The organism is Streptomyces sp. NPDC086549, assembly GCF_044746205.1.
Lineage (GTDB): Bacteria > Actinomycetota > Actinomycetes > Streptomycetales > Streptomycetaceae > Streptomyces.
Map to the genome: position 1 here is coordinate 297875 of NZ_JBIVBS010000013.1, position 15205 is coordinate 313079.

Genomic DNA, 15205 nt, shown 5'->3' on the forward strand with positions numbered 1-15205 from the left:
GTAATGCCCGGTGTCTCGCGTTTTCGTGTGCGTACGGCCACAGCCCGGTTACAGATGCCGCCCTGCCGGAGGCGGGCCCAGGCGTGCAATGATGTCGGCGCCAACTGCATACCGGCCGTTTGAATCCGCGCGGGAGAGTCCTCGGCACTGCCGAGGCGCCGAAGGAGCAAGTCCCTCCCTTGAATCTCTCAGGCCCCGTTACCGCGCGGGCGAGGCACATCTGAAAAGCGGGCCGCTGTGTCAGTGGCCCCACCCAAGGTGCAAGTCGTGGTCATCCCCCCATGGGTGGTCATGGCGAACCTCTCAGGTTCCGATGACAGATGGGGAGGAACGACCTCGCCTGTCATGCCTCTGGGAGACGACCGACCGATGAGCAGTACCGAACTCCGTCTCACCGCGCTCGATGCCCTGCATCGCTCGCTCGGTGCGACCATGACCGACTTCGCCGGCTGGGACATGCCGCTGCGCTACGGCTCCGAGCGCGACGAGCACGTCGCCGTGCGCACGAGGGCCGGGCTCTTCGACCTCTCCCACATGGGCGAGATCACCGTGACCGGCCCGGAGGCCGCGAAGTTCCTGAACTTCGCCCTCGTGGGCAACATCGCCTCCGTCGGTGTGGGCCGCGCCCGCTACACCATGATCTGCCAGGCCGACGGCGGCATCCTGGACGACCTGATCGTCTACCGGCTGGCCGAGACCGAATACATGGTCGTGGCCAACGCCTCCAACGCCCAGGTGGTCCTCGACGCGCTGGCGGAACGTTCGTCCGGCTTCGACGCCGAGGTCCGCGACGACCGCGACGCCTACGCCCTGATCGCCGTCCAGGGCCCCGAGTCCCCCGGCATCCTGAAGTCCCTCACCGATGCCGACCTGGACGGCCTGAAGTACTACGCGGGCCTGCCCGGCACCGTCGCCGGCGTCCCGGCGCTGATCGCGCGCACCGGCTACACCGGCGAGGACGGCTTCGAGCTGTTCGTGAAGCCGGAGCACGCCGTCGAGCTGTGGCAGGCGCTGACCAAGGCCGGCGAGGGCGTCGGCCTGGTCCCCTGCGGCCTCTCCTGCCGGGACACGCTCCGCCTGGAGGCGGGCATGCCGCTGTACGGGAACGAGCTGACGACCTCGCTGACGCCCTTCGACGCCGGGCTCGGCCGAGTGGTGAAGTTCGAGAAGGAGGGCGACTTCGTGGGCCGCGAGGCGCTCGCCGAGGCCGCTGCCCGCGCCGAGCAGAACCCGCCGCGGGTCCTGGTCGGTCTGGTCGCCGAGGGGCGTCGTGTCCCGCGCGCGGGGTACGCGGTCGTCGCGGGCGGCGAGGCGATCGGCGAGGTCACCTCGGGTGCCCCCTCCCCCACGCTGGGCAAGCCCATCGCCATGGCGTACGTCGACGCGGCGCACTCCGCGCCGGGCGCGGCGGGCGTCGGTGTGGACATCCGCGGCAGCCACGAGCCGTACGAAGTCGTGGCGCTGCCGTTCTACAAGCGCCAGAAGTAGACACTGAGCAACCGGAGCCGCCCGGCGCACACACTGTGACGCCGGGCACATCACCCCTGCTCACCAGCGGTTTCATCAGTCCCGCAGTCATCAGCACACCACCGCGTACAGGAGAATTCAGGCCATGAGCAACCCCCAGCAGCTGCGCTACAGCAAGGAGCACGAGTGGCTGTCGGCCGCCGAGGACGGCGTCTCGACGGTCGGCATCACGGAGCACGCGGCCAACGCGCTCGGCGATGTCGTCTTCGTCCAGCTCCCGGAGGTCGGTGACACGGTGACCGCGGGCGAGTCCTGCGGCGAGCTGGAGTCGACCAAGTCGGTGTCCGACCTGTACTCCCCCGTGACCGGTGAGGTCACCGAGATCAACCAGGACGTCGTCGACGACCCGTCGCTGGTGAACTCGGCGCCCTTCGAGGGCGGCTGGCTGTTCAAGGTGCGCGTCACGGACGAGCCGGCCGACCTGCTCTCCGCCGACGAGTACACCGCCTTCACCGCCGGCTGAGGAGTCGTAGACGTATGTCCGTCCTGAACACGCCCCTGCACGAGCTCGACCCGGACGTGGCCGCCGCGGTCGACGCCGAGCTGCTCCGCCAGCAGTCCACCCTCGAAATGATCGCCTCGGAGAACTTCGCCCCGGTCGCGGTCATGGAGGCGCAGGGCTCGGTCCTCACCAACAAGTACGCCGAGGGCTACCCGGGCCGCCGCTACTACGGCGGCTGTGAGCACGTCGACGTCGCCGAGCAGATCGCCATCGACCGGGTCAAGGAGCTGTTCGGCGCCGAGTACGCCAACGTGCAGCCGCACTCCGGCGCCTCCGCCAACCAGGCCGCGCTCTTCGCGCTGGCCCAGCCCGGCGACACCATCCTCGGTCTGGACCTGGCCCACGGCGGCCACCTGACCCACGGGATGCGGCTGAACTTCTCCGGCAAGCAGTTCAACGTGGTCGCCTACCACGTGGACGACTCCGGCCTGGTCGACATGGCCGAGGTCGAGCGGCTCGCCAAGGAGCACCGCCCCAAGGTGATCATCGCGGGCTGGTCGGCGTACCCGCGGCAGCTGGACTTCGCCGAGTTCCGCCGGATCGCCGACGAGGTCGAGGCGTACCTGTGGGTCGACATGGCGCACTTCGCGGGCCTGGTCGCGGCGGGTCTCCACCCGAACCCGGTGCCGTTCGCGGATGTCGTCACCTCCACCACCCACAAGACGCTGGGCGGCCCGCGCGGCGGCATCATCCTCGCCAAGAAGGACTTCGCGAAGAAGCTGAACTCGTCCGTCTTCCCGGGCTTCCAGGGCGGTCCCCTGGAGCACGTGATCGCGGCCAAGGCGGTCTCCTTCAAGGTCGCCGCATCGGAGGACTTCAAGGAGCGCCAGCGCCGTACGGTCGAGGGCGCGCAGATCCTCGCCGAGCGGCTCACCGCGGCCGACGCCCGCGAGGCGGGCGTGAACGTCCTGACCGGCGGCACGGACGTGCACCTGATCCTGGTCGACCTGCGCGAGTCCGCGCTGGACGGGCAGCAGGCCGAGGACCGCCTCCACGAGGTCGGCATCACGGTCAACCGCAACGCGGTCCCGAACGACCCGCGCCCGCCGATGGTGACGTCGGGCCTGCGGATCGGCACGCCCGCCCTCGCCACCCGCGGCTTCACGGCCGAGGACTTCGCCGTGGTCGCGGACGTGATCGCCGAGGCGCTGAAGCCGTCCTACGACGTGGAGGCCCTGAAGGCCCGGGTCAAGGCCCTGGCCGACAAGCACCCGCTGTATCCCGGGCTCACCAAGTAGTTCCGCCCCGGCGCGGGCACCGCGCACACTGGAGGCGCACACAGCTTCCGTGGGCGCGGTGCCCCACCCCCTTCGCACCACCCCCTGTATTGAGGAGTCACCGTGGCCATCTCGGTCTTCGACCTGTTCTCGATCGGCATCGGCCCGTCCAGCTCCCACACGGTGGGCCCGATGCGCGCGGCGCGCATGTTCGCCCGCCGGCTGCGCAACGAGGACCTCCTGGGCTCCGTCGCGTCGATACGTTCCGAGCTGTACGGCTCCCTCGGCGCCACCGGCCACGGCCACGGCACCCCGAAGGCGGTGCTGCTCGGTCTGGAGGGGGAGTCTCCGCGGACGGTGAACGTGGAGACGGCCGACGAGCGGGTGGAGGAGATCAAATCCGGCGGCCGGATCCGTCTCCTCGGCGAGCACGAGATCGCTTTCTCCTTCGACGACGACCTGAAGCTGCACCGCCGCAAGACGCTCCCGTACCACGCGAACGGCATGACCCTGTGGGCGTACGACGCGCAGGGAACGGAGCTGCTCTCCAAGACGTACTACTCGGTCGGCGGCGGCTTCGTCGTGGACGAGGAGGCCGTCGGCGCGGACCGGATCAAGCTGGACGACACGGTCCTGAAGTACCCCTTCCGCACGGGCGACGAGCTGCTGCGTCTGACGAAGGAGACGGGCCTGTCCATCTCCTCCCTCATGCTGGAGAACGAGCGGGCCTGGCGCACCGAGGAGGAGATCCGCGAGGGCCTCCTGGACATCTGGCACGTGATGCGGGCGTGCGTGTCCCGCGGCATGTCCCGCGAGGGCATCCTGCCGGGCGGCCTCAAGGTGAAGCGCAGGGCGGCCGTCACGGCCCGGCAGCTGCGCGCCGAGGGCGACCCGCTGGCCCACGCGATGGAGTGGATCACGCTCTACGCGATGGCGGTGAACGAGGAGAACGCGGCCGGCGGCCGGGTGGTCACGGCCCCCACGAACGGCGCGGCGGGCATCATCCCCGCGGTCCTGCACTACTACATCAACTTCATCCCCGGCGCCGACGAGGACGGCGTGGTCCGCTTCCTCCTGGCCGCCGGCGCCATCGGCATGCTCTTCAAGGAGAACGCGTCCATCTCCGGCGCCGAGGTCGGCTGCCAGGGCGAGGTCGGCTCCGCCTGCTCGATGGCCGCGGGCGCCCTCGCCGAGGTCCTCGGCGGCAGCCCCGAGCAGGTCGAGAACGCCGCCGAGATCGGCATGGAGCACAACCTCGGCCTCACCTGCGACCCGGTCGGCGGCCTGGTCCAGATCCCGTGCATCGAGCGCAACGGCATGGCCGCGGTGAAGGCCGTCACGGCCGCCCGCATGGCGATGCGCGGCGACGGCTCGCACAAGGTGTCCCTCGACAAGGTCATCAAGACCATGAAGGACACCGGCGCGGACATGAGCGTGAAGTACAAGGAGACGGCCCGGGGCGGGCTCGCGGTGAACATCATCGAGTGCTAGGGAAACGGGCCCTGACCAGCGCGTTCGCGTCCAGGAACCGGCCGGGCGGAGGAACTCGCGACGGGCTCCCGCAGCCCGACGGCGTCAGCTCTCCCCCTCCAGCCTGCCCCTCGGCGGCAGCAACAGCGCCGCGACCAGCGTGAAGGCCCCCGTCAGCGCGAAGGACGCGGACAGCCCGAGTATCGTGCTGAGCGCTCCGGCGGCGCTCGCGCCGAGGGGCATCGCCCCCCAGCAGGCCCACCGATAGGCGGCATTGACTCGCGCGTACAGCTCCGCGGGAACTGTCCGCTGGCGATAGGACACCACCACCAGGTTCCCGAACGTCACCGCCGCCCCGTACATCAGCAGTCCGACGACCGCGGCCGCCGCGTGTCCGACGGCGACGAGAGTAAGTCCGAGCCCGGTCAAGGGTGCGGCGGTGCGCAGTACCCGACCCGCGCCCACCCGGGCGATCACCCGTGGCCCGCACGTTCCAGCGACCAGCCCGCCGAAGGCGATCGCGGTGACCATGAGCCCCAGGGCGAGCGTGCTCATCCCCAGCGGCCCGGGAGCGATCACCCAGAGCGGGAGCAGCGTGATCATGGCGGCGAAGCCGAAGTTGGTGCACGCCCCCAGTGCGGCCAGCCTCCCGACGTCGCGTCGGCGCAGGAAGTAGGCGAGACCGTCGCGCAGTTCGGAGACGAGCGACGCCGCGTCTCTACGCCGACCGGACCCGGACGCCGAGATGGTGCCTCCGGCACCCGACGGCGATTCGGCACCCCCTCCTCCGGATGCCAACGTCGCCCCCGGCGCCCGCATCCGCGCCACCGCCCCGGCCACCGCGCTCGTCACGCCGTACGCGACCGCGGCCAGCAGCATCGGCACGAACATGCCGAGCGGGACCAAAACCCCCCCGAACGCGGGCCCGAACAGCTGCCCCACCGTGATCTGGATCGACTGGATCCGCGCATTCGCCCTGGGCAGCAGCTCGCTCGGCACCAGTCGCAGTGTCCAGGTCTGCGCCGCGAGGTCCGACATCACCCCGGCAGTGCCGACCAGCAGCGCGGCCGCGATCAGCAGCGGAATGGACAGCATGTCCTGCCAGGCCACCGCCATCAGCGCCAGCACCAGCACGGTCCGCGCGACCCCGGCCCAGAGCATCACCGCCGGCGGGCCGAACCGGTCGACCAGGACTCCGCCGAACAGGCCGAACAGCAGCCAGGGCAGTCGGGTGGCAGTGGCGACCAGCGCCACCTCTGACGGCGACCGGGTCACCGCGAGTGCCAGCAGCGGAACACCGAAGCGGTACAGTCCGTCCCCGGCGTCCGAGAACAGCACACCGCTCTGGAACACTGTGAACCGGCGCCCCAGCGCGGGCCGGGCCGTGCCCGCCGCCGCTGTCTTCCCCGCGGTCGTCCCCTTCACTGTTCTCTCACTCCGCTCGCTGTTGGTCCGAAGGCTCGTTCCGGGGGTCGCACAGCAGTGCGCAGTTGAGCACCGACTCCCCGTCAGGCCCGCCGTGCCGCACCATGACGGCGGGCGGACGCACCGCGTCACTGCGCAGGTCGGAGGTGTGCGAGTCGGAACCGGTCAGGTCGAGGCCACCCAGATCGAACAGGAACGCCCCGACCACCACCGACACGTCGGCCGCGACCCGCGCCCCGCTCACGGTGTGCACGAACTCCATGGGCACCAGCTCCGGAGCCCCGCCACCGCTGCCCGCCGGATCCGCCACATGCCGCCGGATCAGGCTCGCATCCCGATCCGACAACAGCCCCACATCACTGCACAGCCACCCGAGCACCCTCGGATCGCGCAGCATGCGCGCAGCCTCACCGGTGTAGACGTGTGTCTTTCCGGCAGCGGCGGCCCTCGCCAGGTCGTCGGCCGATCTGTGGTGCCGCACCTCCTCCGCGGCGAACAACCGGAAGACCCCGTCGGCGACCCACCCGTCCGGCATCCGCAGCCGCCCGTCGCTCCCCTCGCGCAGTTCGTCCAGCGCACAGGTCCGCGCGTCCAGCCCGACCTCCCGCGCGCCGGCCGCAAAGCGCTCGAGAAACGCCCGGAAGGCGTCCGGCTGTTTGTGCGCGGGCAGGTCGTCCCCGGTGAAGAAGGGAAAGGCCACGCCCGCGGCGCCCCCGAGCGCGCGTCGAATGCTCTCGGCCCGCGCGGTCAGCGCCGAGCCGCCGGGCCGGAGTCCGAGCGCCCGCTGCAGCCCCGCCTCCCCGTAGCGGTGGAAAAAGCGCCCGGTGAGCTGGTCGGTCTGCAGCGCGCCGGCAAGCGCGCTGTCGATATTGAGTCCGATGACGCGGAACGTCCCGCCCGCAAGCACCACGTCGATGCGCGACGAGGCGAGCCACGAGGTCCCGACGGGCTCCGCCGGGTCGAAGAAGAGGTACTCGGACCGGGAATGCCCGAGCACTTCCAGCAACTCGCCGGCGGTAGCAGCTCGCCGACGGCACGCATCGAGCGCCAGCCACGCGATCCGTCGCAGCGCCTGCGCGAGCTCCTCGACGGCGTGCCGCCGCAGCAGCAGGGGTCGCACGGGCGCCCACGGCCCCGGAAGCGCACCGGCCACGCCCGCGAAGATCTCCGACGCCCGGGAGCGTCCGGTGCTGAGCATGGTGTCCGTTACGGACCGGGGCAGAGCGGTCCACAGATCGCCGAGGGACGACGGGGTGCGCACGGCTCAGTCCGCCCGCATCAGTGGCACCCGGGTGGTGGCGACCAGCCGGTCCAGCACGTCGCCGCACAGCTCCCGCGCCCGCTCGGGCGTGGGCCCCAGCGCGATGAAGTAGCCCACGTAGTCGAAGCCGTGCTGGACCCGGCGGATCTTGTCCCCGGCCTTTGGCTTGAACTGGAAAGCGGGGACCTGCTCGCCGTGCGTGGGCAGCCAGCCGCTGAAGTCGGTCGACGCGCAAACGGCGTCCGCCTCGGGCGCCAGCAGCTGGGAGACCCCGTAGCGCGCGGGCTTCCTCTGGAATCCGGCGATCTCCTCGCCGAGGTGGACCCGCACCAGCGCCTCGTACATGTCCTGTCCCCAGGTCTGGCTGATGAGCACCGGCCCGCAGCCACCGAGGATCCGGGGGTTGGCCTCGATCAGCCGGGGCCCCTCCGCCGTAATGATCATCTCAAGATGGAAGACGCCCCGGTCGAGTTCGAGCGCACGCAGTACCTCGCAGCCGTAGGCCCAGACGGCGTCCCACTGTTCGTCGGTGAGCGGTGCGGGCGCGTACGAGCCGAGTTCGATCGTCTCGTCCTTGGGGTAGCGCTTGCGCTCGATGACGGCGAACGGCACATAGCGCCCGTCGCCCGTCCCGGCGAGCTCCAACGAGACCATACGGCCGTCGAGATACTCCTCGATGATCACCTCCTGGCCGAGCACGGCCCGCATCTCCTTGGAGAAACCGGCCACTCCCTCGGTGAACCGGTCGTACGCCGCCAGCACCTCTTCCGGCGACCGAAGATCTGCGGCGGCGAACATGCTGGCCAGCCCGGCGGCCGGCTTGAGCACGAGCCGCCCGCCGAGCGAGCGGGCGGCTTCCTCCACCTCCTGGCGCGAGGTGACGACCGTGTAGCCGGGGGCGGGTATGCCGGCCTCCCACAGGCGGGCCCGCTCCTGGCCCTTGTGGCGGGTACGGGCCACCGCCTCGGGCGCGAGATAGCCGATGCCGACGGCGCGGGCGGCGAGGGCCAGCGCGTGGACGGTGTACTCCATCACGCTGAGCACGGCGTCGACCGGGGTCGCGGCGTGCAGGGCCGCGAGGGCGTCGGTCAGCTGGGCGGCGTCGGAGGTGTCGTCCAGCTCCACGACGCGGTGCAGCCGCTCTCGCAGCCCGGGCCACTGCGGGTCGCCCGCATAGTGGTACTCGTAGCGGGGAGAGCGCACGAAAGTGACCTCACAGCCGAGCTGCAGGGCGGCGTTCAGTGCGCCGAGACCGCACAGATTGCTCTCGACGATGGCGATATGGGGCATGGGGGTTCCTTGGTCGTGGGACGGAAAAGGTCAGCGGCACAGCGATGAGGCGGTCCGCCCGGCCTCGGCGAGCAGCGGCTCGATACGGTCGCTGAACCTGGCGAGCTCCCCGTCGGCCAGTTCCTCGGGGCACTCGGCGGCCGAGCACCAGGCCTCCGGGTACAGCCCGTTGCTCCGGAGGTCGAGCATGATGACGTGCAGTCTGCGCACCAGCTGGGCGATCACTTCCGAGCGGGGTGTCAGCGCCCGGTGCGTAGCGAAGAAGGAGTCGTACAGCCGCGCGGTCTCCTCCGTCGGGGCCCCGTAGGCCACCGCGTCTCCGGCGCGCAACAGCGAGTCCCCGTCCGGCACCAGTTTCGCCGCGATCGCCATGTGGACCCGGTGGTTGAGCTTACCGGCCTGGTTGAGGGCCGCGATCGCGGCGGGCATCGGCGTGCTGCGGCGGAAGCGGGCCCGCAGGGCGCGCAGCTTCGGCGGGATGGCGACGTAGTCCGGGGCCCAGCGGCCACTGAACATGCGGTGCTGCAGCATCATCGCCGGGCGTATGAGGCTGTCGTACAGCTTCCGGGGCGGGGAGCCTGTGTAGACGAGCAGCGCCGAGTAGGCGTCCATCAGCGCGGTGGCGCGGACTGCCGCGTTCTCCACGGTGTCGGCGAGGACCAGCTCCAGTTCGTCGTCGAGCAGGTGCCAGAGAGCGAAGACCGCCTGATGTCCGGTGATCCAGCGAAACCAGAACAGTTCCTCCGGGGAGTCGGCCGGCGCAACGGCGGGACCGTCCGCGAGGTCCAGGGCATCAGGGGCGGGGCCGCCGCCGCGCAGCCGGGCCGCCGGATCCGGCAGCACCAGGGTCTCCAGGGCGTACGGGTAGGCACCGAAGTCCCACCCGGCGGCGGGGCGTTCATCGGCGAGAGGGGCGGTCGTCATACGAACTCTCCTTCACTTGCGTGGAGGTGATCGAAGATGGCCTGGATGATTTGGTCCTCGGCCTCGCGGGCGGACTCCTCGCTGCGGGCGGCGTACACGGCTTCCACGCGACAGCCGGGGATCGCGGCGAGGCTCTCGGCGTTGTCGTGCGCGGCCACCAGGTCGAACACCGCGCGCCGGTCCTGGCCGGGCCATGCGGCGCTGAAGTCCGCGATCGCGAAGGGCAGTCCGAGGGTGGTGACGACCAGGACCGATTCGGCCGGCAGCAGCGCCAGCTGCTGGGCGTCGAGTACGGGCGTGCGCGCGGGTGTGTGGACGGAGACGACGTCGCTGCTGGTGAGCAGCTCATCGAGCGGCAGGTAGCGGGCCGCAGTGGCGTGCGGCCGGGGTCCGGACGGCGCGTAGTACGCCACGTCCATGCCCAGCGCGGCGGCCCCGGCCGCAACGGTCTGGGCGACCGCGCCGAAGCCGACGAGCCCCAGCCGCCTTCCTCGCGCCTCCCGCGCGAAGCGGCCCCGCAGCGGCGTGCGCAGGGTCTGCAGCAGTGCGCCGAGTACCCACTCCGCGGTGGCGTTGTCCCCGTAGTGGGTGATCCCGTTCAGGGCGATCCCGCGCTGCTTCAGCGCGTGCTGGTCCACCCGGTCCGTCGAGGTTGCCCGCAGGGCTACGTAAGTCAGGTCAGGCAGCGCCGACAGTGCGTCCGCGTCCAGTACGTGCTGCCAGCCGGCGATCAGCGCGTCCACGCCGTGCGACGGTACGGGCGGGGGCCAGTGTTCGAGCAGGACGGGTGCGGAGTCCGATAAGCGTCGCAGCGCGGACATGGCCCGCGATGTCAGGCCGAGCCCGGGGGCTACGGCGACCGCGCGGAAGCGGCGGGTCATCGATGTGCCACCGGGCTGTAGGTGATCTCGAATTCCAGACCGTTGGGGTCAAGGGCGTAGAAGCTTTCCACGCCGTCGTCGTCCACCACGATCTCGGTGGGCAGTTCGTCGCCCGCGAAGGCGAAGCGCCCGGAGCGGTGCAGGGTGAACCACCGCTCGCGCAGCTCCTTCAGCGTCTCCGGGCTGTCGACGACCAGGCAGACGTGCTGGTAGTCGGAATTCGCCCGGGAGTCGGCGGGCGCCGGGTCGATGGCGGAGCGCTCGAAGAGGTGGAAGCGGGCGGAGCCGAGCTTGATCTCGGCGAGTTCGGTGATGCCGGGGAGCCGCTCCAGAGTCAGCTCGGAGAACCTGTCCAGAGTCCAGGCACAGTCTGCGTCGAAGAACTCGGTGTACCAGTCGATGGAGTTCTTCAGGTCGGCGGTCTGAATGCCGACATGATGGAGCGCAATATCGATCACGGTGATGTCCATTTCTCCCAGTAAGAGGCCACATGCGAAGCCAAGTTGGCGCTTCGCCACACGGAAAGATGGGGCCTGCATGCTCACGGGAATACGCGGAAAGTGGTCGCGACCTCAGCGATCATGAAGTGTGATCGCTGCGCCGTCAACGGGAAATTTGGCAAGTGCCAATGGAATGAGCCAGGTTGAGGCTTCAGCCTGGATGCACCGATCGGTGATGGAACGGGATGGGACTCACGCAGAGAGGTGCCCGCTGAGCAGGAAAGACGGGAGTCCCTGCGCTTCTGTCCGGCCCGACCGGCAAGGCATCTCGTAATTGAAATCCAGCCATAGCTGTGCAGTGACGTTCGCCGGGGTGCGGGCGCCGTCCGCCCTGGGCAGCTTCCCGCGCTGCCGGGCACTGCACAACCCGCCGCCGGGCGGCGACCAGGTCGTCTGGCCTCCGCCGGTCGATCCGGGTTCAGCTCAGCGGCTGCACCGCCGTGAGTCGCGGCAGAATGCTCTTCAGAGTGTCGATCATGGCGCAGACGGCGGGATGGTTCACCGCGCCGCCACGGAAGGCCACCGCGCTCTGCCGGGTCAGCGCGAGCGGTGTGACCGCCACGCCGGACGGCAGCGCGAGCGCGCCGAGTTCGGGCACCACGGCGACCCCTGCGCCGGCCGCGACCAGCCGCAGCGTGGTGGCGTAGTCGTCGACCCGGTGCCAGGAGTCGACGTGGAAGCCGCTCGCCTCGCACAGCCGCGTCACCACGGTGTGGCAGAGCGTCCCCGTGGTGGGCAGGATCCACGGCGCGTGCCGCCATCGGCGCACCGGATCGCCGCTCTCGCACAGTCGCCAGCCCAGCGCCGCCGGGTCCGCCGGGGCGGCCAACAGCATCCGCTCAACGAAGACGGGTTCGCTCTGGATGCCTGGCCGCGTGGGCGCGAGCAGCCCTTCGTAAGTGTGGACGAGCGCCACGTCCAGCCGGTCCGCGCCCAGCGCGTCGACGGCGTCGTACGGGTCGATCTCCTGCACCCACAGCGTGAGCCGCGGATGTGCGGCACGCAGCGCGGTGACGATGTCGGCCCCCAGCACTCGCGCCGCCGACGGGTAGACGCCCAGCCGCAGTGGCCCGGCTATCCCGTTGCTCTGCGCCAGCTCCGCCTCCGCCGCCTCTAAGTGCGCCAGGATCACCTCGGCATGGCGGACAAGGTTCACTCCCGCCGGGGTCAGTGTGACGCGTCGGCCGCTGCGCTCGAGCAGCGCCGTTGCCGTCCTGCGCTCCAGCAGCGACAACTGCTGCGAGACCGCCGAGGGACTGTAGGACAAGGCCTCCGCCACGGCCGCGATGGTGCCCCGGCGGGCGAGTTCGCGGAGCAGGCGCAACTGATGAGGGTTGAGCATCGGCTCAGCTTAAGCTGAGCGTCAGAACTTCCGGATGGACCGCGGCGGGCCGCTGAGTGCAGGATCCACCCATGGGAAGCAGCGCACTGAAGACCGGGATTCACGTCCCGCTGATCACGCCGTTCACCAGTACCGGCGAGATCGCCCTGGACTCCCTCGAACAGCTCGCCCACGAGGGCCTGGACGACGGCGCCGCGGGCCTGGCAGCCCTGGGCACCACCGCAGAGGCGGCGACGCTCACCGAGAACGAGAAGGCCGCCGTCCTCGACGTCGTCGCGCGGGTGTGCCGCGAACGCGGCGCCGCCCTGATGGTGGGCGCCGGCAGCAACGACACCGCAGCGAGCATCCGGGCACTGACGGCCCTGAAGACGGTACCCGAGGCCGTGACGGCGCTGTCGCTCGTGCCGTACTTCACCCGCCCCTCCGAGGCCGGCGTGATCGCACACTTCACCGCGCTCGCAACCGCCAGCCCCGTGCCGCTGGTCATCTACCACATCCCCTACCGCACTGGTCAGGAGCTCAGCACCCGGGCGCTGTGCGAACTCGGTGCCCTGCCGAACATCGCCGGAGTGAAGTACGCGGTCGGGGGCATCACCGCCGCCACCGTCAAGCTGATGGCCACCCGGCCGGCAGACTTCGCGGTGCTGGCAGGCGACGATGTTGTCCTCTCCCCGCTGCTCGCCATGGGCGCCGAGGGCGGCATCCTCGCCTCCGCCCATGTGGCCACCGGCGCCTTCGTCACGCTGGCCGACGCCTGGCACGCGGGCGACGGCGTCCGCGCCGCCGCACTGGGGCACCGGCTCTCCGTCCTCTCCGCCGCCCTCTTCGCCGAGCCCAACCCCACAGTCATCAAGGCCGTGTTGCACGCCCAGGGCCGCATCCCCACCCCCAACGTCCGACTCCCGCTGCTGCCCGCGGGGCCCGAGTCGTTGGCCGGGGCGCTGAACGCGCTGGAGGCGCTCGACCGGTGACCGCGGGGCAGAGACAGAACCCCACACGATGGTGACGGTCAGCACCGACTGGCCCACGTAATGGCGGCTCGCCATGAGCCGCCATTCGTCGAATGGCGGCGACTGAACTGAATCTGTGCGCTCTAAAACCTTCTGGAATTCATAGATTTTTGCCCGATTCCGCCGTTCGCTTGATTTCAAACATCGAAATAAAGCGTTGCGTATTCCTTGTCGGTTCAGGCTACTCGCCGGGCCCTTACCACGTGGCCCACATACGAGACCCACGCCGATCTGCCGCTCCTGTGCGAGGCCGCCGATCGCGTGCTGACGTGTCACTGCTGAGATGTCGCCGCTGACGTGTCGCTCAGGTTCGCAGGCACCACTCCACGAACCGCGCGATGCTGTCGTCGACCCGGGCGTCCGTGTCCGCCACCGCGGCCGTGCAGAAGAAGCGGACCTCGCGGAACTCCAGGTCCATCGTCTTCACCAGGTTCCGCAGCCCCAGGCGCTCGCAGAGCCAGTCGCGGGCCGTGTCGCTGTCGTCGAGGCGCTCGGGCACCAGACCGTGCCCGGCGAGCAGGTCCGTCTTGCTGATGGCCACCGCGAGGCGCGCCCGGTCGAGCGGGGTGCCCATCGTGCGCACCGTCTGAACCGACCGTGCGAAGACGTCCTCGGGATCGACCGTCGAGGCGAGCGTGCGGTCCACCACGGACTCCGGTGACGGTTCGAGTCGGGTCCAGAAGGCGTCCACCGCCATCGGGTCGAGGACGAAGACGAAGGTCCGGGCCGCGCGGACATAGCGCAGCTCGTCGGTCTCGTCCCGGTTGACGAACCGCTCGCCGGCCGTGTCGAAGACGTGCACCAGACGCTCCGTACGGCCGGTGCCCAGGACGAACGAATGGGCCCGGGGCAGTGCCTTCTGGGTGCCGCGGGTGTTGCCCTGGATCTCCAGCACCTCCCGCAGGACCCGGTAGTTGGTGTCCGACTCGTCGTCCGCGAGCCGGATCGCCGGGCCCCCGTTCTCCGCCGCGTTCTCCAGCGACATCAGCATCGCCGCCATCAGCTGGGTCTTGCCCGCGGCCCGGCCGCCGATCAGCGGCAGCACCAGTTCGGGCATGTGCCCGGCGTCGGTGTTCATCGGCTTTCCGCAGTGGTCGTGGGTGCAGTACCCGGTCAGCCGGGCGTCCCGGCTCATCAGCATCAGCAGGGTCGGCATGCGCTGACCGCACGCGCAGCGACGCCGGAATATGCCGTATCGGCCCGGGCGGATGTCGGCGTGCCGGCGCCGGCAGGTCGTGCGCGGGCAGTCGTACGCCGGATAGGGAACGCGCTCGAAGCAGTGCGGGCAGATCATGCCCCGGCCCAGCCGGCGCAGCCGCAGCACGACCTGGTCGACGGCTCGCAGCGAGCCCGCGAGCAGCCGGGCACCGGCCATCAGCAGGACGACGACGAGCGCGTGCAGCCCGAGGAGCACGCCGAGCACCGGGACGGCCAGCGCCGCCCCGAGGCCGAGACCCGCGTACAGCGTCAGGCCGTACGGCACCGACGCCAGCCGGCTCCAGCCGCGCGCGGCGAAGTACCGCGCGGTCACGTGGCGGAACGCGTCGCCGTTCGTGCGGACGTACGACCGGCGCCCCAGCGTGACGAGCTGGCGCAGGTCCCGGGTGGCGGGACCGAAGAAGTAGTTGCGGTGCGCCTGGACCTCGTCGTCGGCCGGGCGGTACGGCGGGATGGTCACGAACTCGGGGGTGCGCCGGTGCAGCACGCCGACCGTCACCCGGCCGTAGCGCCACGCCAGCTCGCTGACCAGGGCGAGTGCCCGCAGCCCCGCGATGGCCGGGACGAGGGCCAGGTACAGGACGAGCACGCCGATGTAGAGCGCGGGGAGAAGGACGAACATGACGATCTCTTCCACC

General features: G+C 70.5%; 13 protein-coding genes and 1 riboswitch. Of the genes, 5 read left to right on the forward strand and 8 right to left on the reverse strand.

Annotation, left to right across the window (positions count from 1 at the left end):
- Positions 1 to 120 precede the first annotated feature (120 nt).
- Positions 121 to 214, forward strand: a riboswitch (glycine riboswitch).
- A 155-nt stretch (positions 215 to 369) separates the two neighbouring features.
- From gcvT to ACIPSA_RS34750, 4 genes are all read left to right on the forward strand, one after another.
- Positions 370 to 1488 (forward strand): glycine cleavage system aminomethyltransferase GcvT, encoded by a 1119-nt coding sequence (gcvT, locus tag ACIPSA_RS34735; protein WP_402641929.1) that lies wholly within the window; start codon positions 370 to 372, stop codon positions 1486 to 1488.
- A gap of 124 nt (positions 1489 to 1612) precedes the next feature.
- On the forward strand, positions 1613 to 1990 hold the full coding sequence (gcvH, locus tag ACIPSA_RS34740; protein WP_402641931.1) for a glycine cleavage system protein GcvH: 378 nt from the start codon (positions 1613 to 1615) through the stop codon (positions 1988 to 1990).
- 14 nt (positions 1991 to 2004) lie between these two features.
- Positions 2005 to 3267, forward strand: a complete 1263-nt coding sequence (glyA, locus tag ACIPSA_RS34745) for a serine hydroxymethyltransferase (protein ID WP_402641933.1) — start codon at positions 2005 to 2007, stop codon at positions 3265 to 3267.
- 102 nt (positions 3268 to 3369) lie between these two features.
- Positions 3370 to 4737, forward strand: coding sequence for an L-serine ammonia-lyase (locus ACIPSA_RS34750; protein ID WP_402641935.1), 1368 nt, complete (start codon positions 3370 to 3372; stop codon positions 4735 to 4737).
- A gap of 84 nt (positions 4738 to 4821) precedes the next feature.
- Here ACIPSA_RS34750 and ACIPSA_RS34755 read toward each other — a convergent pair whose 3' ends face one another.
- From ACIPSA_RS34755 to ACIPSA_RS34785, 7 genes are all read right to left on the reverse strand, one after another.
- A complete protein-coding gene (locus tag ACIPSA_RS34755; RefSeq protein WP_402641938.1) occupies positions 4822 to 6141 on the reverse strand; it encodes an MFS transporter in 1320 nt (439 codons plus the stop codon).
- 7 nt (positions 6142 to 6148) lie between these two features.
- Positions 6149 to 7402 carry a hypothetical protein gene (locus tag ACIPSA_RS34760; protein WP_402641940.1) on the reverse strand — a complete coding sequence of 418 codons (1254 nt, stop codon included), beginning with the start codon at positions 7400 to 7402 and terminating at the stop codon, positions 6149 to 6151.
- A gap of 3 nt (positions 7403 to 7405) precedes the next feature.
- On the reverse strand, positions 7406 to 8692 hold the full coding sequence (locus ACIPSA_RS34765; RefSeq protein WP_402641943.1) for an ATP-grasp domain-containing protein: 1287 nt from the start codon (positions 8690 to 8692) through the stop codon (positions 7406 to 7408).
- A gap of 30 nt (positions 8693 to 8722) precedes the next feature.
- Positions 8723 to 9616 (reverse strand): hypothetical protein, encoded by an 894-nt coding sequence (locus ACIPSA_RS34770; RefSeq protein ID WP_402641945.1) that lies wholly within the window; start codon positions 9614 to 9616, stop codon positions 8723 to 8725.
- Positions 9613 to 10497 carry an NAD(P)-dependent oxidoreductase gene (locus tag ACIPSA_RS34775; RefSeq protein ID WP_402641947.1) on the reverse strand — a complete coding sequence of 295 codons (885 nt, stop codon included), beginning with the start codon at positions 10495 to 10497 and terminating at the stop codon, positions 9613 to 9615. Before ACIPSA_RS34775 ends, ACIPSA_RS34770 begins: the two co-directional genes overlap by 4 nt.
- Positions 10494 to 10967, reverse strand: coding sequence for a VOC family protein (locus ACIPSA_RS34780; RefSeq protein WP_402641950.1), 474 nt, complete (start codon positions 10965 to 10967; stop codon positions 10494 to 10496). The genes ACIPSA_RS34775 and ACIPSA_RS34780 overlap by 4 nt, the downstream gene beginning before the upstream one ends.
- A gap of 448 nt (positions 10968 to 11415) precedes the next feature.
- Positions 11416 to 12339 (reverse strand): LysR family transcriptional regulator, encoded by a 924-nt coding sequence (locus ACIPSA_RS34785; RefSeq protein ID WP_402641952.1) that lies wholly within the window; start codon positions 12337 to 12339, stop codon positions 11416 to 11418.
- 71 nt (positions 12340 to 12410) lie between these two features.
- On the opposite strand from ACIPSA_RS34785, the gene ACIPSA_RS34790 reads away from it, so the two are divergent.
- The gene (locus tag ACIPSA_RS34790; protein WP_402641955.1) at positions 12411 to 13310 is read left to right on the forward strand and encodes a dihydrodipicolinate synthase family protein; all 900 of its coding nucleotides are present in this window, start codon (positions 12411 to 12413) and stop codon (positions 13308 to 13310) included.
- Between the two features lie 343 nt (positions 13311 to 13653).
- Here the strand turns inward: ACIPSA_RS34790 and ACIPSA_RS34795 are convergent, their stop codons facing one another.
- A complete protein-coding gene (locus ACIPSA_RS34795; RefSeq protein WP_402641958.1) occupies positions 13654 to 15204 on the reverse strand; it encodes a hypothetical protein in 1551 nt (516 codons plus the stop codon).
- Between the last annotated feature and the right edge of the window lies 1 nt (position 15205).